Origin of the sequence: Pseudobdellovibrio exovorus JSS (genome assembly GCF_000348725.1) — a bacterium.
Classification (GTDB): domain Bacteria; phylum Bdellovibrionota; class Bdellovibrionia; order Bdellovibrionales; family Bdellovibrionaceae; genus Pseudobdellovibrio; species Pseudobdellovibrio exovorus.
In genome coordinates, this window is record NC_020813.1 from 2,522,297 (window position 1) to 2,538,750 (window position 16,454).

The following is a 16,454-nucleotide window of genomic DNA, read 5'->3' on the forward strand; positions in this document are numbered from 1 at the left end:
GGCCTGGCACTCAAAAATGCACGAGCTGCTGTCGAATAGGATCAATCGAGGGCAGTACAAATCTGGCATTTTTGCTATAGGGATATAAAGACTCGGCCCACTGCCGATAGTAGCGTTGATAGTCTGTCTGCTGTTTTTTCAGCCTCTCATCAAAATATATTTTTACTTTTTCAAACCCATGTAGTTTTTGAGATCGTGCCGATATTTCTTTTAGCGGAAATCCTGCCATCTTATAAAACTGAAATTTATCTGCGTAAAATTCCGGAACGTGATCATCAGGATACAGGCGATGGGTCAATTTCAAGCTCGTCTTAAAAAATGACCAAATCAGAGGTGTGCTGTGAAAGTGAAAGTTGGGTGTTCCCTGTTTTCCGGTATATTGGAAATATCTAAAAAACACGGCTTCCATTTGCGTGATCGGCTGTAAGCGAATTTCATCATCAGGTCGACGTAAAGCTCGAAACCCTTGGCCTCCCCAGATGACTGGCTCTGGTGTTTGATCTAAAAACCAAAGCTGTACGGCCACTTCAACCGACATCGATTTGTATCGATGTAAATAATCTTCAAATCGTCGCTGTTCATAAAAATTAATAACATCTAGGTCCACAAACTTCTGCTCTATTTGATGATGTTGGCAGAAAGCTGTGGCATGACAGATATCCTCTTCGTTGAGGTTATTGTTAAAGCGCAATGTCCAGACATGGATAGGAATGTCTTCAGCCAAAAAAGCGAGGGCCATGGCTTCACTATCCAAACCACCACTCAGACAAAGATTTAAAGGGCGTTGATATTTCTGATAGAGCTCGCGTGCGCACAGACGAGCTTCAGCAAAGGCATTATCTGGAACTCGTGTCAGAGGCTCCAACTGACAGCAGAAATCCTCTTCAGGATTGTAATCGGCAAAGCTCTGACCATACCCCAGCTTCATCTGGTTGACGACAACCTTACTTGGCCACTACATTTTCGAAAAGTGCGTAGTGCAGTTGTTCCTCTGTCTGAGGCTGGAACATCGACTTGATTTTATCTACGAAAAATTTTTCATCCTCTGTCATAGAAGAGATAATACCGATTTCCCCATTAGCCCCATGAGATGTAGTCGCTACCTGTTGATTTAACTCAACCAAGTTTGGTGCATTCTTCGTGGGCTTCTTAACTGTAGATTTTGAATTTTTATTTTCTGACTTTTTCATCTAGGCCCCGTACTGTCTGTAGCTGCTGATCAGCGCATTAAAATCGGGATACTGCTGAGTCAATGCTCGCAGATAGTGCCCTTTGTACTTTTGTAATTTATCCTGAATAGCCACAGGTATTTCGTGCACCTTCCAGTTGTACTTCGCAGACAGATCTTTCAGGATTTCATTTTGCATTTCTTGATTTTGCAACAAAATAGCCTGCATCTGCTGTTTCAGTACCGCCACCTGATTCAACAGCAATGCATTATCCGCTGCAGGTTGAGCCGCATAGATCACTTCCACCATATTCGCACTACGACTGTGACGATCTATGAAAACATTCTGGTTCTGATAAAAATCATCTTGAATTCGACCAGAAGCTTTTTTCTTTTCAATAAGCTTCATAAAAGTCGACGGAGAAAAAGCCTCTGTAATATCCAATCGGTCACTACGCAATAACTCTAATTGGCTGCCCAAGTTATCTTTATATCTTCCACCTTGTACATCAAAGCCCATACTAGAAAACCAAAGCGAGCGTGCTTGTTGAGCACCGATACGAAGTGGTGTTGTTGAGTCTTGCCACGTTGCCAATTCAGTCGCATTCACTTTAGAAAGACGTACACCAATAGGATTCGTTAAACCTAAGACTTCAGAAGATAACCCCAAGCGCGAATAGTGGCGTTGAATCAAGCCGTAGTTTTGCTGTACCCAATCCCATTTTTTTGCCAAATCCATATCGTTCGGAATAGAGTCAAAAAGCGAAAACACCGGTTGAGATAAAGCTAGATATTCAGAAGATGAAATCAGACAGCCTAATTTTCCTGCCTTTAGGTCGGCAAAAGCCTGCTGCTGATCATGATAAACACGGAAGTTCTTTTTTACTTCATCTTGAAAAACTGAAAATCCAAGCGTGTTCAACATAAAACCGACTGGGCGTTCAGAGCTGTTTTGATTGTTTTGAGGAATGAGTGCGGCTCCAGATAAAGTGCTCAACGCGCCCGCAGCCAACGAAAATTGCAGAAATCGTCTTCTGGTTTGTTTCATTTCTCAATTGTAAACACTTGAATATTTATTTGCAACTTTATCCGATTTTGTACTCTAAACCGGCTTTTCTGATATTGCGACCTTGGTCTATGCCCCGAGGTGAGTTTGAAAAATAGAGAACAATTCTTGCAACTTACAGATTCAGGAGTCGATTAGAAATACGGCCTGAAATATAAAGGCACACCAGACCAGCCACGGAAATTTAGCCCCAGAAAAGGGCCTATTTTCCCCCTCTTCAGAGTACAAATGCCTTGAAACTCAGGCCCAACAACAAAACCAGTAACAAAAACACGAGGTAGCTATGAATACGATGAAAAGCAGATCAGCCAGCGTCAGTTGGAAGGGAAGTTTAAAAGATGGCGGAGGAAAAGTGTCAACAGAAAGCGGAGCCCTACGAAATCTGAGTTACGCTTTTAACACTCGATTTGATAACGAAACAGGTACAAATCCTGAAGAATTGATTTCGGCAGCTTTAGCTTCTTGTTTTACTATGGCCGTTTCAGCAGAGCTGCAGAAGCAGCATTTAGTCGCCGATGCTTTAGAAGTCGAGGCGACAACTTATCTTGATCGCAGCAGTACAGGCGCTTGGTTTATTCCAGAAATTTTTCTTGAAGTTTCGGGAATAGTTCCCGGTTGTAATAAAGCACAATTCGACAAAGCGACGATGAACGCTAAAATGAACTGTCCCGTTTCTCAGTTACTCAATGCGGACGTCACCATGGAAGCCCACTTAATGTCACCACCACTGCAAAGCCTTGATGCAGGCCCTGTTTAGAAACGATAAGAAACAGCCAGCCCATGCGAAATAAAATAGGCTATAAGCGAGCGCTCGTGCTGGTTGTTGTAAGATGCAATAAGGCCATTATCTAAAACCATCATGAAATAACTGATTTGAGCTTTGTCATCCCAGAAACGCACACTGGTCGCCATTCTTAGACCAAACCTCAACGCAGTTTCATCATAGTAACCAGCTGTAGGGTATTTACCCGGTGAAGCACGAAAGTAATGCGTGTTATCCAACGATCTTAATAAGTAACCCCCCACAGTAAAGAAGTGCCAACTCAGATCATTATTAGATTCAAAGCGATGATACCACGGCGTTTGATAGTTATATCCAAAATTCAATTGGGTGTAGCGTGTGCTTTCAATAGAGTAGTAGCCAAATGAAAGATGTAGACTGTGTCTTTCATTCCATTCCCGTAAAGCTCCGATAGAACAATCACCTAAGTATCCGCCATAGCTCAATTCAGCGCCCCACTTATCGCGAGCTTCGGCTACAGAACCAAATGCAGTTACCCACAAACTTATCAACAGTATCGCTGTTACGGCTTGAAGTTTTGCCATGGTACGACGACTCCTGCCTGATTGATAATCTGGTATTGTCCGGCTTGCACCTCTAATACCACCCACTGATTTCCCTCTACGCGTGGAACTTGCAATAACACAGTGCCAGAATCATAACGCAGTAAATAGGCATGATTATGCCCATTCATCACTGCTTTTACGCGGCTATCCTGTACGATTTGTGTGAACTTGGCTTTAACGTCTCCGTGAAATCTTTCTTTATCATCTAAAGGAATATGACTAAAAATCATCACTGGCTTTGTTGAAGCCTGTACTATACTCAGCAACCAATCTGGATGAAAATTTTCAGGAGTTTCTAAATTTGCAGAGTTAAATAAAATAAATCTATAAGAGTTCGTTTCGAAAAACAAATTACTTGTGCCAAAGACTTTATTAAAAATGGCAGGTCCCGCCCCTAGCATATCGTGATTTCCAGCGACCACGAAAGACGGAACACCGATCAGAGAGTGTGAACGTAGGTACTGATCATATTCCATGTTGTAACTACTGTTCGTGATATCGCCTAAATTCACTAGGAAATCCACATCTGTAACTCGTTTTAAAGTGGAAATAGCATCTTCAAGGTCTTTGTAGTTCTGATGAGGGTCTGCAATGATGGCGATGCGAATAATACCATCGGCTTCAGGATCACCTAACGAGGCCACGGCGCTGAGGTTGAGGTCACGTTCGCCGCGAAGGATATCACTTGAAAAAGGTGAGCCTCTGTACTTTCCACAACCAATGCCCACCAAACTAAAGGTTAAAAAAGAAAGAACGATGACGCCAAAAACTACAGCCTTGGCTTTCATATAAGATCACTCATACAGTTCCCGTGAAAAAAGAATTTTAAATGGATTTACAATATTCATGAAAAATGGATTCCAACTTCCGGTCATCAAAATTTGCTCTTCCCGCTGCCAGAAATGCAATTGGGACGCCGACCACAGATACCCATAGTCATAGCTCGTTGGGTTCTTCCATGGTTCAAAAATCGGAATTTCAGGATAACGTGTATTTTTCACTAGCGGCTGCACCAGCGCGTGGGCCAGAAGGCGATACCCTTCTGCTTCTTTAATTTTATTATTAAACTCAGATGTCTTCCGCGCATATGCGACCGCTTCACGTAAAGCCAATGCGTGTTGCAATCGCAGCTCTGTTATTTTCAACAAGTTCCGGATCTCTTCGTTCTTAACACCCTCTAAAGAAGGCTTATTTTGTAATGCTTCTTTTAAATCACGAATCTCGGACTGAATAACATCCGTTCTTTTGTAAAAGTCACGCATCAAAACACGATCATGGACAGGTTCGGCGAAAGGCAACTCATCCAACAAATTCGCCGTCGTGATGGCCTGTGCTAATTGACGGGTTTTAATGTACTCATGTTGCCAATCTAAAATAGGCTTCCACACTTCTTTTTTTTCACCTAGAAGCTCCAGTGCAAAATAAGGATTATTTCTAGAAGCGGGGTCAGCTAAAAGAGCTGTTTGCCAATCGATCAACCAATAACCTAATTCTTGTCCTGTTGAAAAATTCAAATGTCCATTTAGACCTTGAGTCTCCATCCAATCCACATCTTCTGTGCGGATTTTCAAGTAGTCCGTCAAGAACACAGGCACATCCACATCCATAAAGACCCAATAACTGGTTTCAGGATAGTATAAAGCTTCGCGTTTAAAAGATTCCGTGTAGTAAAACTCTTTCATATCGACGTAATCTTTACGTCCATACATCGGAGCATTCATATCATTTAGTCCATAAAAGAAAACGGTATGAGGCAAAATCCCCACTTCGGAAATAGCACGTGATGGTAAAAAGTTAAAGTTTCCAAAGTCAGGAATAATCTGATTTGTCGACACATGCACTTTCATAAAAAGCTTTTTATTCAAGTCACGTGTTGTTTCACCCGCTTGATTCATCCACGAAATTGTTTTTTCTGCACGGGTGGCCGTGAACTCGGAAGAACCCATCTCGATACTTAAAAAGTCAAATGGCACAATGGACGTTAAATTACGAATGCTTTTGTCTAATGTTTCAATGCTGTCGATATTTAAGAAGGCACGCCAAAAGGGAATCAAATTATACGAGCGCTGCTGAAACATAGCAAAGCTTCCGGACACTCCTACTTTTAAACCAAGGCGTTGGGCGTATGCTGTTAGCGGTGACAGGTTCCGCATCAGCTCGGCATCTGTTCTTTGAATCAATTGAATCTGTAAAAGGTTTTGTTGGTTACGTACTAACCACCAAATTAAATCCCGGCCCGCTTTAAAGTTTCCTAAGAAAAAAGCGTCCACCCATTCACTCGGATGCATCGTGTGCAAATGGAATCCGCGCTGAGCTAACCGCGGCTCCCAAGACCATGTCTTATTGCAATTCTTTAATACGTCTGCTTTTTTAGGTAAGATCTCAATGCGAGGATGTGGATATAAAAAACCCACCTGTCTTAAAAAGTAATATGCCGTAGATGTCGCTTCTAAATCGTCGCTTTCAATGTGAAGACGAAATTTTTTATTTCCAGCAAGGCATTGAAATCTGACTTTTCCTTTTGATGGAGAATCTGTCGCACGTCCCCATTTAGGATAAATATAACGAGGCTTAATATTCCAATTTACTTCTAATGAGTCTGAATCAAAGACTTTCTTCCATTGCTCTTCAAGATCTTGCTGCACCGAATATTGTCCTTTAAGACTGACATCCTGCTTAAGAGCATGGGCCCAAGAATTTGAAAAAAAAGAAACACCAGCGAAGATGATAGCGACAAGAGCCGTGATCTGCGTTTTTTTCATAAAAAAATTTTACGCACAGGCTCAGGCAGGGACAATAAATTTCTAGTAAATTTTTAGCAAATTTCTGAAAAACTGTTGGAAGTGTCTCTGGAACAACCTCGACAATTGATTCTACGTTCCAAGATTCCGCATGATACCAAATTCACTTTAGTTCATCTTAATCCAACGTGGGGCAATCTTATGTAAAACCCACACTGGACCTATCAGCAAGAACTGTAAATCTTTAAAGAAAGATGGTTTTTTTCCTTCAACTTTGTGTCCATAAAATTGTCCGATCCATGCTACGACAAAAATAATAATGGCAGACCATAGTCGTGTATTAAACTCAAGAAGACGAAAGCTCAAAAGCATCAGCACCGCCACAACAGCCATCGCTAATAACACCCGAGCATTTTTAAAAGAGCCGTAGTAGATCAACGCCGCGACGACAACCACATGCCCTAAATGTAGTTGCGGAGTAAATGCCACCAGTGACAACAATGCCAATAAGCTCCACATAATCGCAGGAACGCAGATATTGTGAATCTGAATATTGCGTGGATTGCGATGCGATTCGGAGTATTCACTTAGATAAGACTCTAAACTTCTCATGACTCTATTTTACCGAATATTCACAAGATCGTTCAAATCATTTTATTTTTTAACTGGGTTTTTCATCACACTTTGAAACACATTACGAAATAAATCAGAAAAGACTTTGCGAAGATGGTTATGAAATAACAGCAAGCTCAGACCAACGAGCACTAATATCGTCGCTAAAAAGAAACGTGACGACAATGGCTCTTTTAAGAAGAACCAACCTAACCATACGGCGATCACAGGATTAACTAAAGCATACGTACTGACTAAGTGAGGCTCTACATTTCGTGCTAGCCATGAGTAAGCCGTGAACGCCACCATCGAACCAAAAACCACTAAATACAATGTGGCTAACCATGATGTCACCGTAACGGAAGCCCAAGATATCTGCCATGGTTTTTCAAAAATCACGGCCATGACAAAGGCACCGACGGCTCCAACGAACATTTGTAGACCTGCAAAACGCACAGGACTTTGAATGGCGGTGACTTTTCGTTGTAAAAGCGTTCCCGTAGCCCAAGCAAAGCTAGAGCCCATCAGCAATAGCATGCCCATAGAGCTGCTGCCTACGGAACTCGTGCTTGTCGAAACACTATCTGTGGCAATCAACACCACACCACTCAGACCGATAAGTGAGCCCACCATTTTTTGCAGAGTCGGACGCGCCTGTGAAAAGGCGACCCAACCTAAAAGCATAATCCAAATGGGCATGGCTCCGACAATGACGGCCACTATTCCTGAAGACACTGTTTGCTCGGCCACACAGACAATACCATTAGCGAAAATTAAAAATAATCCGCTGATACTGGCGTAAATATTTTCATGACGAGAAAGTGGTTTTTCTTTTTTCAGCAGCGACAGACCCAACATCAACAGTCCCGCAATAAAAAATCTTCCGCTGCTCATACTCCACGGAGGAATGCTCTGTATCGCATACACGATAGCAAAATAAGTCGAGCCCCAGATAATATAGACTGCGGCAAAACACAGAATCAGTGTTTTACTAGAAGCTGAGTTGAAACTTAAGCGCACGCGTAGATGTCCACTTCCAAGCGGTCGGTCATGCTTTCAACCAGCACTTCCTGACGTTTCGGAGACAGCTGAATTTCCTGATTTTGTTCCACGATGTAATCCTGAGGATCACGTGCAACTGTCAGCCATGCAGCCCCTTGTTGACATTCAATGAATAGCTTATCCGCCAGTGCTGCTGGCAGTTTTGCCTTTTCGCCCTTGTTAAGTGAAATGTGAAATAGCTTAACTTTATTCATATATATATGATATTCTATTAAGAATATTAAGGAATAGTCCTGCCAGACCTAATGAGGAGATTTTAATGGCATTAAATGAACTGCCCCATAAATCAATAGATGAGATCGATCTTAATATTCTTAAGTTATTGTCGGAAAACTCTAAACTTTCTTTTGCTGAGTTAGGCGAAAAAGTCGGTCTAACGGCCCCTGCTGTCCATGGCCGTGTTAAAAAATTGGAAAATAACGGCATCATTAAAGGTTATAGCCTTGTGCTGGATTACGATAAAATAGGCTTGCCCGTCACCGCCTTTGTCCGCGTACAGACAGGCCATCATAGCTGCGCCGAAATCGGAAAAAAAGTGCGCCCGTTTGAAGAAGTGGAAGAGTGTCACTCTGTCGCCGGAGAAGATGATCTGATGTTAAAAGTACGTACGGCGACTCCGCTAGCTCTACAACATCTTCTGGATAAATTAAAGTTAGATGGCCTGATCATTCGCTCGGTTTCTGTCTTTGTTTTAGAAACTGTATTTGAACGCTCGCGGGTTTGAACATTTATATTTATATCGTGGTCTTACGCGTGTCATGGGCTTGAAAAAAATTCCATTTTTGTACTTTAGAAAACTGTTTGTTAAACCGATAGAAATATAGAACTCTAATAAAGTAAGGAAAGGACGCCATGAAAAACTTCATGTCATTAATTTTTGTATTTGGACTATTCACTATTTTTTCACAAACTTCCACTGCAGGTTTAGGGCGAGTCTATCAATATGTTTGCGACTACGAATCATTCACTAAAGATGAATCTATTGAGTTAAATATTCCAGGGATGACAGATAATCGCTTGCTTGCTGTATTCTCATATGGCAGCACGGCATCTGAACCTGTATATGGTAGTAAGATCCTATTCGTTGATGGAGATGATGTTGTCGTTAGGGCCAACTGCGAAGTAAGCTCGAAAGAAAATAAAACCATTCATTTTCTTTGTAATACAGATTACAAATCTGGCAAGATGCGAGTAACAACAAAGCCAGTCCATCCAAATAGCCTTGAAACCAGTTGCAGATATTATGTAGAAAAAGAATAGCGGGCCTCATCTGATACAATCGGAATTCGAACCGGAAGCTGCTTGAACAACTGACCCTAACCAGACTAATAATTTTCAGTGAACCAAAAAAACCACTCCCATGAAAACTATGAACGCACTGAAAAAGTGCGTTTGGGTTCTGAAAAAAATTTCGGACTGACCTTCGCTGTTTTGTTTTTGATCTTAGCTATCGCGCCTTTACTGTTTCAACATCCGCTGCGCCTTTGGGCTTTAATTACATCCGCTGTTTTAGCACTGATTTCTTTCACTTTCCCCCAGCTCTTCAAATACTCTAATCGCTACTGGCTGAAGTTCGGTATGCTGCTGGGAAAAATCGTTTCCCCTGTTGTTTTAGGCCTTTTGTTTTTCCTCATCTTTTGGCCTATCGGACTGCTACTAAAAATCTTCGGCAAAGATGTTTTGAATTTAAAGCTACAGGCCACAGCTTCTTCCTACTGGATTAAAAGCGAAGAGGGCCTGAGCACCATGAAAGATCAGTTTTAGGTGCCAGGCCTTGTTTACGGACGCAGGGTGTCCGTAAACAAGGCCTGGCACCGTCAAAAATCTTTACAGTTTGTGATTGTTTTCATACTAGGTGAAAAGCTCTGGGGATTTCACTTAGCCCTCTGTTATCACTAGTCTATTACTAACGACGTCTTAGACAAAGGATCTGATGGCATGAGGTTACAAGCATCAACAACATTTCTATCTTCCAAGCTGTGGGCCGTATTCACAGCTGTGATGATGTTGGGTGTTTTGCAATCCACAAAAGCAGAAGCCGCCGGATTGCGCTGTCAGAACTTGATGCAGGAAACAGTCGCCTATCAGGTTAATTTACCGCAGAATTTACGCACCCATCGCGAAAGCGAGGTCAATCGTCTTTCCGCAGGCGATGTGAATCGTTTGAATTCGCAGATGATTCAGCACTTAAAAAGATTTGTTCCCGCGCGCATGGCCGGAAAAGCCTCTGGTATTAACCTTGCCGATGCTCAACGTGTTTTGAAAGTGATCTCGGATCATCCAGTCACAGGCCATATGGCTTACGATCGCTACAATCGTCCCGACGAAAATGTCGGGTTCTGCTTCGGACGCGCCGCTTTCACTCATCTGCTTCTTTTAAAAATGGGATTATCTCGTGATTCAATAGTAAAGGTTTGGGCTGTCGGCCCAATGCGGACTCCGGGTGTTACGTGGGATTTTCATGTTGCCAGCGCTGCTTATGTGAATGGTAAAGGCTGGTTAGTTTTAGATACTAATTACGATGCCCCGATGAAACTTGAAACATGGTTCGGAAAAATGCAAGAGCAGAACCGCCAAATGGATCGCAAGCTGCGTCTGTATGTCACCGAGCCGAATAAGTTTGGTTTAGAGCTAGGCAAGTATGATCGTATTCAGATGGGTCTAGATTTGAATCGTGAAAATGATTGGTATCAGCATTATTTTGTCGACATGATGAATGATCTTTCGTCTCGCTCTTTAGCTGATTACGGACTGCAGCGCTTACCCGTGGACTCAGCTTCGCGCCCTTCTTCTGGAAATTCTGCAAAGGAATCCTCCTCTGCAGCGCCCTCGTCGCGCCCTTCATTTTGGGATCGCTGGTTCCGTCGCTAAGAAGTCTCCAAGAAGTCGCTGAGCCGCTTGTCTGAACAGTTAATCTCAGCATTTAATCTGAACATTCCTCTGTTTACAGTTTGTGACTTTTATGAATTAATAATGACATCACTTGAATAAGTATTTTTATCTTTTGGTAGGAGCACTATGGGCTTTTTGCGTGAATTCGGACGTTTCTTAATGGTCAGAAAAAAGTATTGGTTGTTTCCCATTTTACTCGCCATGCTTTTAGTTGGCGCTTTAATTGTTTTTTCTAAAGGGTCCGCTGTGGCACCCTTTATCTATACGGTTTTCTAATGCGTATACTGGGTCTTTCTGCTTTTTATCATGACAGCAGTGCCTGCCTTATCGAAGACGGGCGTATTGTGGCCGCTTGCCAAGAAGAACGACTGACCCGCATCAAGCATGATTCCAACTTTCCTGCGCGCAGCTTGCAATACTGTCTGCAACAAGCTGGCTGCGGACCACAGGATATTGATCACATTGTTTTTTACGAAAAGCCTTTTTTAAAGTTCGAACGCCTACTCGAAACTTACTTGGCTTTCGCACCCCGAGGATTCAAATCATTCTGTAAAGCCATGCCGCTATGGCTGAATGAAAAGCTTTTTCAAAAAAAGTTGCTCGCCGATGAATTACAGGACTTGGGGTTTTCTAAATTACAAACCCAAGATATTTTATTTTCTTCCCACCACCTGAGCCATGCCGCCAGTGCGTTTTATCCGTCTCCGTTTACGGAAGCCTTAGTTTTAACTATGGACGGAGTTGGCGAATGGGACACCACCACTGTCTATTTGGGGCGTGGTTCAGAACTCACTAAAATCAAAGAGCTGCACTTCCCCCATAGTCTTGGATTACTTTATTCAGCCTTCACTTATTACTGCGGTTTTAAAGTGAACTCTGGCGAATATAAACTGATGGGACTTGCTCCTTACGGAAAGCCGATTTTTGCAGACATCATTCGCCAGCATTTGATTGATGTTAAAGCCGATGGCAGTTTTCGTCTGAATTTAAAATATTTCGATTACTGTACTGGTTTGACGATGACGAACAAAGCCTTCGATCAATTATTCGGCGGAGTTCAACGCCAATCTGAACAGGAACTCAAGCCTGTGCATATGGATTTAGCCGCTTCCATTCAAGCCGTGCTAGAAGATGTCATTTTAAAAATGACTCGCGCTTTGGCTACAGAACATAAAATCGAAAACCTCTGCCTTGCCGGAGGGGTCGCTTTAAACTGTGTCGCCAATGGAAAAATCCACGACGAAAAGATTTTTAAAAATATCTGGGTTCAACCCGCAGCTGGTGACGCCGGTGGAGCCTTAGGAGCCGCACAAGCCGTTTGGTACGGACATTTAAAAAATATACGCCATACCCCTTTGTCGGCAGCACCAAAAATACCGACAGCGTCATGGACATCTGCTGATGATCAAATGCAGGGAGCCTATTTAGGTCCTTCCTTTTCTAATGATGAAATTTTGAAATTTCTAGAGTCGAAAAAAATTCCTTACACTTTTTCTGCGGATTCTGTTTTATCTGAAAATGTCGTTCAGCATTTGACTTCAGAAAAAGTCATCGGCTGGTTCCAAGGCCGTATGGAGTTCGGGCCGCGCGCTTTAGGCAATCGCTCGATCATCGCCGATTCGCGCAGCCGCGATATGCAAAAGAAATTGAATTTAAAAATTAAATTCCGTGAGTCCTTCCGTCCTTTTGCTCCGGCGGTCTTAGCCGAAGATGTCGCCGATTGGTTCGACTATACAGAAGTGTCGCCTTATATGTTGATGGTGGCACAGGTTCGTAAAGATAAATTGCTCCCGACACAATCCGACGGCCTATTTGGAATTGATTTACTAAATCAGGTGCGTTCCGAGATTCCGGCCATTACTCATGTAGACAATTCGGCGCGATTGCAAACGGTACATCAGGACACAAATCCTAGATTTCATGATCTGATCAACACTTTTAAGAAAAAAACTGGAGTCAGTGTTTTGATCAACACCAGCTTTAATGTGCGCGGTGAACCTATTGTCTGCACACCTGAAGATGCCTATCGCTGTTTTATGGGAACCGATATGGATGTGCTGGTCTTAGGAAATTATATTCTTCTAAAAGAAAATCAACCCGCAGGGGAACGGGTTGATTATAAAGATCAATTTGAATTGGATTAGCTTATTTGCTGATGACGTCGAGGGCATCTATCGCAAATAAGTCTGAATCGTTGTTTGTCGAACTTTTTTACAATTCTAAAAATACTTTATCTGGCCTAAAAAATCATACGCTTTAAAAGCAAATACCTTTATACATGTTTTCCTATGGAAACAGAAAACCCCTTTCGCCCATTTCCGATCTCGAAAGAGATGTTAGACACCATCAATTCCGTCTGCTGGTTTTTAGCTGATGCGTTTTGGATGATTGATCTTTTGCCTGTAGGGTTTGCTTTAATGATTCCAACAGTAATTACAGGGTTATGTTTGCTGTACGTTGAAAAACGCAAACCTGTTCTATTTATCAACTTAGCTATCAACTGTTGGATTTTCATGAACAGTCTGTGGATGATTTCGGATGCCGACTTACAGGGACCTTACTTGACGGCAGCCAAGTTGTTTTTTGTATCGGGTTTATTGTGTATTGTTATCTCTGTTTGGATTTCAAAATCATTGCGTGATACGTTTTCGCACTTTAAACGCTTCCGCTCGCTGAAGTTTTAAATCTTTAGAAAGCCTTAATCCATCCATTTTTTCCCTTTGCAAATCCGAGTTCGGCTTTAAGACTGCCAATACAAAAATACAACCCACCACCATAAAACGGCAGCAGTCTTAAAACGCATGTCTGAGGATTTGCAAAGGGAAAAAATGGTGGCTTGAGACGGAATTGAACCGCCGACACAAGGATTTTCAGTCCTCTGCTCTACCAACTGAGCTACCAAGCCACGGATCGCGAATAATTGCGAACTTGAAAACTATCGACTACGCGCAAATTAGTCAACGGCGAATCCACTAAGAATCCGCAGAACCTGACTAAAAACGGTATTTTAACGTTTAAGCTGAGCGAAAGCTTGCTCGAGATCCGCTAGCAAATCACCCACATCCTCAATTCCGACCGACAATCTGATTAAAGAATCATCAATTCCAAGGGCCTTGCGCTGTTCTGCAGGGACCGAGGCATGGGTCATAATCGCCGGATGCTCAATCAAAGACTCAACTCCGCCTAAAGATTCAGCTAATGCAAACACCTGAACGGATTCCAAGAACTTCTTAGAAGCCTCAAGTCCACCCTTCACGAAGAACGTGATCATACCGCCAAAGCCATGCATCTGTTGCTTTGCCAGTTCATGTTGTGGATGGGATTTCAAACCTGGGTAAATGACTTTTTCAACTGATGGATGAGCCTCTAGGTATTCCGCCACTTTCATCGCATTTTCAGCGTGAGCTTTCATGCGAATAGGAAGTGTTTTCAAACTGCGTAAAGCCAAGAAAGAATCAAAGGCGCCTTGAACGGCTCCAATAGAGTTACTAAGAAATCCTAAGCGCTCGGCGATTTTAGGATCATTCGTGATCGCCACACCACCAACCACATCACTATGGCCGCCGATGTATTTCGTCGCTGAGTGGACAACGATATCTGCACCTAATTCTAAAGGACGCTGAAAGTAAGGCGACATAAATGTGTTGTCTACAGCCACTAGAATATTTTTCTGTTTGGCGATTTTGCAAATAGCCGCGATATCCGTCAGCTTTAACGTCGGATTTGTTGGCGTTTCTAACCAAACCATTTTTGTATTCGGCTGAATCGCTTTTTCAAAGTTTTCCACTTTAGTTAAGTCGGTAAATGTGAACTCATAACCATCGTGGCGCAAAACTTTATCGAATAATCGGAAAGTCCCGCCGTACATATCATCAAAAGCCACAACATGATCACCCTGCTTTAACAGATGCAATACTGTTGTTGTCGCGGCACAACCGGAAGCGAAAGCGAAGCCAAACTTACCGCTTTCCAGATTAGCAATACAGTTTTCATAAGCCTTGCGAGTCGGGTTATGCGTACGCGAATATTCCCAGCCCTTATGCACACCCGGAGATTCTTGCACATACGTAGATGTTAAATAAACAGGAGTCATGATCGCACCTGTCGATGGGTCCGGTTGTTGTCCCGCATGGATAGCGCGTGTTGAAAACTTCATTTTTTCTTTTACAGATGACATGGGTCTTATTCCTTACAGTAAGTTTAATCTTTTCATTTCGTCAGCAGCTTTAACTTCTACGTTGAAAGCTTTTTGCAAAGCCTCTTCGCTGAGTAAACCATTATCCACCAACCATTTATCGTTAAAAGCTTTCGACATATACGCACGACCAGAATCCGGCATTAAAACCACGATTCTAGATGGTTTTTGCAGTGATTTTTCAGCGTAAGTCATCGCTGCTTTTAAAATCAGGGCGCTTGAAGGACCTACACAGAGACCTTCTTCAGTAATAAGACGACGAGTCAGGTCAAACGAGTCCTGATCGTTCACTTTTACAAAGTCATCGTAAAGTTTTAAATGGCAGTTTTCTGGTAACATGTCTTCGCCAACGCCCTCTACCTTCCATGATCCCGGTGGCTCGACAATTTTTCCGTGATAGAACAAGTCCGCCAAGATACTTCCATAAGGATCCGCGCAGATAACTTTGATGTTTGGGTTTTTCTCTTTTAAAAACTTCGCTACGCCAGACAAAGTTCCACCCGTACCAACACCCGCAACAAAAACATCGATATTCCCACCTGTTTGCTCCCAAATTTCTGGGCCTGTAACATGGTAATGCACATCGAAATTATCTGGGTTGTGGAATTGATTCGCATAGAAGCAGTTATCTAAGCTCTGTGCGATCTTTTTAGCGACCGAGTAGTGACTACGAGGATCATCAGGTTCAACACCCATAGGAGTCATCACCACACGTGCGCCATAGGCGCGCAACATCGCACGCTTTTCTTCCGACATTTTTTCCGGAAGAACAAAAATACATTTATATCCTTTAACGGCTGCTGCTAATGCTAAGCCCAAGCCCGTATTACCGGCTGTAGCTTCAACGATAGTTCCACCGGGCTTCAATTCACCGCGTTTTTCAGCGGCTTCGATCATAGCCAAACCAATACGATCTTTCACCGATCCTGCCGGATTGAAGTATTCAATTTTTGCTAAAAACTCATGTTTTAAACCCTGATCCGCCTTTTGGGTGACTTTATTAAGGCGAATCAATGGTGTGTTACCAATAGTTTGTAGAATATTGTCGTATATACCAGGGCTTTTATTCATGAGGGACACTTCTTTCAGGCATTTTTAGGGTTATTAACTTTAGAAAGGTACACTAACACTTCGGACATCATAATAATCAAGTCAGAACTGTAGGGAATCCCTAACATATCCGTCTTTGTTTTAATCACATCTGCATTTGGATTGGTTTTAGAAAGCTCTTGTACCAAAACTTTAAGGTCATCGTTCATCGTATGAATGCCTGTTGCACTGATTGACATGAATCCTCCGTGTTTATGTTTTCCGTGTAGTTGCTTTACTTTAAGGGCTTAGGCCCCCATTAAAATTAGCTTTTACTAGACT

20 protein-coding genes and 1 tRNA gene are annotated in these 16,454 nt (G+C 42.5%); 8 read left to right on the forward strand and 13 right to left on the reverse strand.

What is annotated here, in order from left to right; genetic code table 11:
• Positions 1-10: 10 nt before the first annotated feature.
• From A11Q_RS12500 to A11Q_RS12510, 3 genes are read right to left on the reverse strand one after another with little or no spacing between them, the layout of a single operon-like run.
• Positions 11-928 carry an adenine nucleotide alpha hydrolase family protein gene (locus tag A11Q_RS12500; protein WP_015471187.1) on the reverse strand — a complete coding sequence of 306 codons (918 nt, stop codon included), beginning with the start codon at positions 926-928 and terminating at the stop codon, positions 11-13.
• 16 nt (positions 929-944) lie between these two features.
• The gene (locus tag A11Q_RS12505) at positions 945-1,190 is read right to left on the reverse strand and encodes a hypothetical protein (protein WP_015471188.1); all 246 of its coding nucleotides are present in this window, start codon (positions 1,188-1,190) and stop codon (positions 945-947) included.
• Positions 1,191-2,216 carry a twin-arginine translocation signal domain-containing protein gene (locus A11Q_RS12510; protein ID WP_015471189.1) on the reverse strand — a complete coding sequence of 342 codons (1,026 nt, stop codon included), beginning with the start codon at positions 2,214-2,216 and terminating at the stop codon, positions 1,191-1,193.
• 301 nt (positions 2,217-2,517) lie between these two features.
• On the opposite strand from A11Q_RS12510, the gene A11Q_RS12515 reads away from it, so the two are divergent.
• Positions 2,518-2,991, forward strand: coding sequence for an OsmC family peroxiredoxin (locus A11Q_RS12515; protein WP_015471190.1), 474 nt, complete (start codon positions 2,518-2,520; stop codon positions 2,989-2,991).
• Here A11Q_RS12515 and A11Q_RS12520 read toward each other — a convergent pair.
• The 6 genes from A11Q_RS12520 to A11Q_RS12545 all read right to left on the reverse strand — a co-directional run bounded on the left by A11Q_RS12520 (position 2,988) and on the right by A11Q_RS12545 (position 8,190).
• Positions 2,988-3,560 (reverse strand): hypothetical protein, encoded by a 573-nt coding sequence (locus A11Q_RS12520; RefSeq protein WP_015471191.1) that lies wholly within the window; start codon positions 3,558-3,560, stop codon positions 2,988-2,990. The genes A11Q_RS12515 and A11Q_RS12520 overlap by 4 nt on opposite strands.
• Positions 3,539-4,369 carry a metallophosphoesterase family protein gene (locus tag A11Q_RS12525; protein ID WP_015471192.1) on the reverse strand — a complete coding sequence of 277 codons (831 nt, stop codon included), beginning with the start codon at positions 4,367-4,369 and terminating at the stop codon, positions 3,539-3,541. The genes A11Q_RS12520 and A11Q_RS12525 overlap by 22 nt, the downstream gene beginning before the upstream one ends.
• A 6-nt stretch (positions 4,370-4,375) precedes the next feature.
• Positions 4,376-6,343 (reverse strand): hypothetical protein, encoded by a 1,968-nt coding sequence (locus A11Q_RS12530; RefSeq protein ID WP_015471193.1) that lies wholly within the window; start codon positions 6,341-6,343, stop codon positions 4,376-4,378.
• A 147-nt stretch (positions 6,344-6,490) separates the two neighbouring features.
• Positions 6,491-6,934 carry an Mpo1 family 2-hydroxy fatty acid dioxygenase gene (locus tag A11Q_RS12535; RefSeq protein ID WP_015471194.1) on the reverse strand — a complete coding sequence of 148 codons (444 nt, stop codon included), beginning with the start codon at positions 6,932-6,934 and terminating at the stop codon, positions 6,491-6,493.
• 42 nt (positions 6,935-6,976) lie between these two features.
• Complete coding sequence (locus A11Q_RS12540) at positions 6,977-7,954, reverse strand: EamA family transporter (RefSeq protein ID WP_015471195.1); 978 nt, start codon at positions 7,952-7,954, stop codon at positions 6,977-6,979.
• Positions 7,945-8,190, reverse strand: coding sequence for a DUF2917 domain-containing protein (locus A11Q_RS12545; protein ID WP_015471196.1), 246 nt, complete (start codon positions 8,188-8,190; stop codon positions 7,945-7,947). Before A11Q_RS12545 ends, A11Q_RS12540 begins: the two co-directional genes overlap by 10 nt.
• A gap of 65 nt (positions 8,191-8,255) precedes the next feature.
• Between A11Q_RS12545 and A11Q_RS12550 the strand changes: the two genes are divergently transcribed.
• From A11Q_RS12550 to A11Q_RS12575, 7 genes are all read left to right on the forward strand, one after another.
• A complete protein-coding gene (locus A11Q_RS12550) occupies positions 8,256-8,720 on the forward strand; it encodes an Lrp/AsnC family transcriptional regulator (RefSeq protein WP_015471197.1) in 465 nt (154 codons plus the stop codon).
• A 128-nt stretch (positions 8,721-8,848) separates the two neighbouring features.
• Positions 8,849-9,256 carry a hypothetical protein gene (locus A11Q_RS12555; RefSeq protein ID WP_015471198.1) on the forward strand — a complete coding sequence of 136 codons (408 nt, stop codon included), beginning with the start codon at positions 8,849-8,851 and terminating at the stop codon, positions 9,254-9,256.
• Between the two features lie 78 nt (positions 9,257-9,334).
• A complete protein-coding gene (locus tag A11Q_RS12560) occupies positions 9,335-9,760 on the forward strand; it encodes an SxtJ family membrane protein (protein WP_015471199.1) in 426 nt (141 codons plus the stop codon).
• 174 nt (positions 9,761-9,934) lie between these two features.
• Positions 9,935-10,867 carry a hypothetical protein gene (locus tag A11Q_RS12565; protein ID WP_015471200.1) on the forward strand — a complete coding sequence of 311 codons (933 nt, stop codon included), beginning with the start codon at positions 9,935-9,937 and terminating at the stop codon, positions 10,865-10,867.
• Between the two features lie 147 nt (positions 10,868-11,014).
• A complete protein-coding gene (locus tag A11Q_RS14070; protein ID WP_015471201.1) occupies positions 11,015-11,164 on the forward strand; it encodes a DUF5989 family protein in 150 nt (49 codons plus the stop codon).
• Positions 11,164-13,032 carry a carbamoyltransferase family protein gene (locus A11Q_RS12570; RefSeq protein WP_015471202.1) on the forward strand — a complete coding sequence of 623 codons (1,869 nt, stop codon included), beginning with the start codon at positions 11,164-11,166 and terminating at the stop codon, positions 13,030-13,032. The genes A11Q_RS14070 and A11Q_RS12570 overlap by 1 nt, the downstream gene beginning before the upstream one ends.
• 144 nt (positions 13,033-13,176) lie before the next feature.
• Positions 13,177-13,572 carry a hypothetical protein gene (locus A11Q_RS12575; RefSeq protein ID WP_015471203.1) on the forward strand — a complete coding sequence of 132 codons (396 nt, stop codon included), beginning with the start codon at positions 13,177-13,179 and terminating at the stop codon, positions 13,570-13,572.
• 145 nt (positions 13,573-13,717) lie between these two features.
• Here A11Q_RS12575 and A11Q_RS12580 read toward each other — a convergent pair.
• The 4 genes from A11Q_RS12580 to A11Q_RS12595 form a co-directional block, all read right to left on the reverse strand.
• A tRNA-Phe gene (locus tag A11Q_RS12580) sits at positions 13,718-13,793 on the reverse strand.
• A 102-nt stretch (positions 13,794-13,895) separates the two neighbouring features.
• Positions 13,896-15,065, reverse strand: a complete 1,170-nt coding sequence (locus tag A11Q_RS12585) for a cystathionine gamma-synthase (RefSeq protein WP_015471204.1) — start codon at positions 15,063-15,065, stop codon at positions 13,896-13,898.
• 12 nt (positions 15,066-15,077) lie between these two features.
• Complete coding sequence (locus tag A11Q_RS12590) at positions 15,078-16,154, reverse strand: PLP-dependent cysteine synthase family protein (protein ID WP_015471205.1); 1,077 nt, start codon at positions 16,152-16,154, stop codon at positions 15,078-15,080.
• Between the two features lie 14 nt (positions 16,155-16,168).
• Positions 16,169-16,372: a hypothetical protein gene (locus A11Q_RS12595; protein WP_015471206.1), complete on the reverse strand. Its 204-nt coding sequence runs from the start codon at positions 16,370-16,372 to the stop codon at positions 16,169-16,171.
• Between the last annotated feature and the right edge of the window lie 82 nt (positions 16,373-16,454).

Coding starts and splice junctions, on each gene's coding strand:
- A11Q_RS12500 (WP_015471187.1), bottom strand. CDS start 928: ATGAAGCTGGGGTATGGTCAGAGCTTTGCCGATTACAATCCTGAAGAG.
- A11Q_RS12505 (WP_015471188.1), bottom strand. CDS start 1,190: ATGAAAAAGTCAGAAAATAAAAATTCAAAATCTACAGTTAAGAAGCCC.
- A11Q_RS12510 (WP_015471189.1), bottom strand. CDS start 2,216: ATGAAACAAACCAGAAGACGATTTCTGCAATTTTCGTTGGCTGCGGGC.
- A11Q_RS12515 (WP_015471190.1), top strand. CDS start 2,518: ATGAATACGATGAAAAGCAGATCAGCCAGCGTCAGTTGGAAGGGAAGT.
- A11Q_RS12520 (WP_015471191.1), bottom strand. CDS start 3,560: ATGGCAAAACTTCAAGCCGTAACAGCGATACTGTTGATAAGTTTGTGG.
- A11Q_RS12525 (WP_015471192.1), bottom strand. CDS start 4,369: ATGAAAGCCAAGGCTGTAGTTTTTGGCGTCATCGTTCTTTCTTTTTTA.
- A11Q_RS12530 (WP_015471193.1), bottom strand. CDS start 6,343: ATGAAAAAAACGCAGATCACGGCTCTTGTCGCTATCATCTTCGCTGGT.
- A11Q_RS12535 (WP_015471194.1), bottom strand. CDS start 6,934: ATGAGAAGTTTAGAGTCTTATCTAAGTGAATACTCCGAATCGCATCGC.
- A11Q_RS12545 (WP_015471196.1), bottom strand. CDS start 8,190: ATGAATAAAGTTAAGCTATTTCACATTTCACTTAACAAGGGCGAAAAG.
- A11Q_RS12550 (WP_015471197.1), top strand. CDS start 8,256: ATGGCATTAAATGAACTGCCCCATAAATCAATAGATGAGATCGATCTT.
- A11Q_RS12555 (WP_015471198.1), top strand. CDS start 8,849: ATGAAAAACTTCATGTCATTAATTTTTGTATTTGGACTATTCACTATT.
- A11Q_RS12565 (WP_015471200.1), top strand. CDS start 9,935: ATGAGGTTACAAGCATCAACAACATTTCTATCTTCCAAGCTGTGGGCC.
- A11Q_RS14070 (WP_015471201.1), top strand. CDS start 11,015: ATGGGCTTTTTGCGTGAATTCGGACGTTTCTTAATGGTCAGAAAAAAG.
- A11Q_RS12570 (WP_015471202.1), top strand. CDS start 11,164: ATGCGTATACTGGGTCTTTCTGCTTTTTATCATGACAGCAGTGCCTGC.
- A11Q_RS12575 (WP_015471203.1), top strand. CDS start 13,177: ATGGAAACAGAAAACCCCTTTCGCCCATTTCCGATCTCGAAAGAGATG.
- A11Q_RS12585 (WP_015471204.1), bottom strand. CDS start 15,065: ATGTCATCTGTAAAAGAAAAAATGAAGTTTTCAACACGCGCTATCCAT.
- A11Q_RS12590 (WP_015471205.1), bottom strand. CDS start 16,154: ATGAATAAAAGCCCTGGTATATACGACAATATTCTACAAACTATTGGT.
- A11Q_RS12595 (WP_015471206.1), bottom strand. CDS start 16,372: ATGTCAATCAGTGCAACAGGCATTCATACGATGAACGATGACCTTAAA.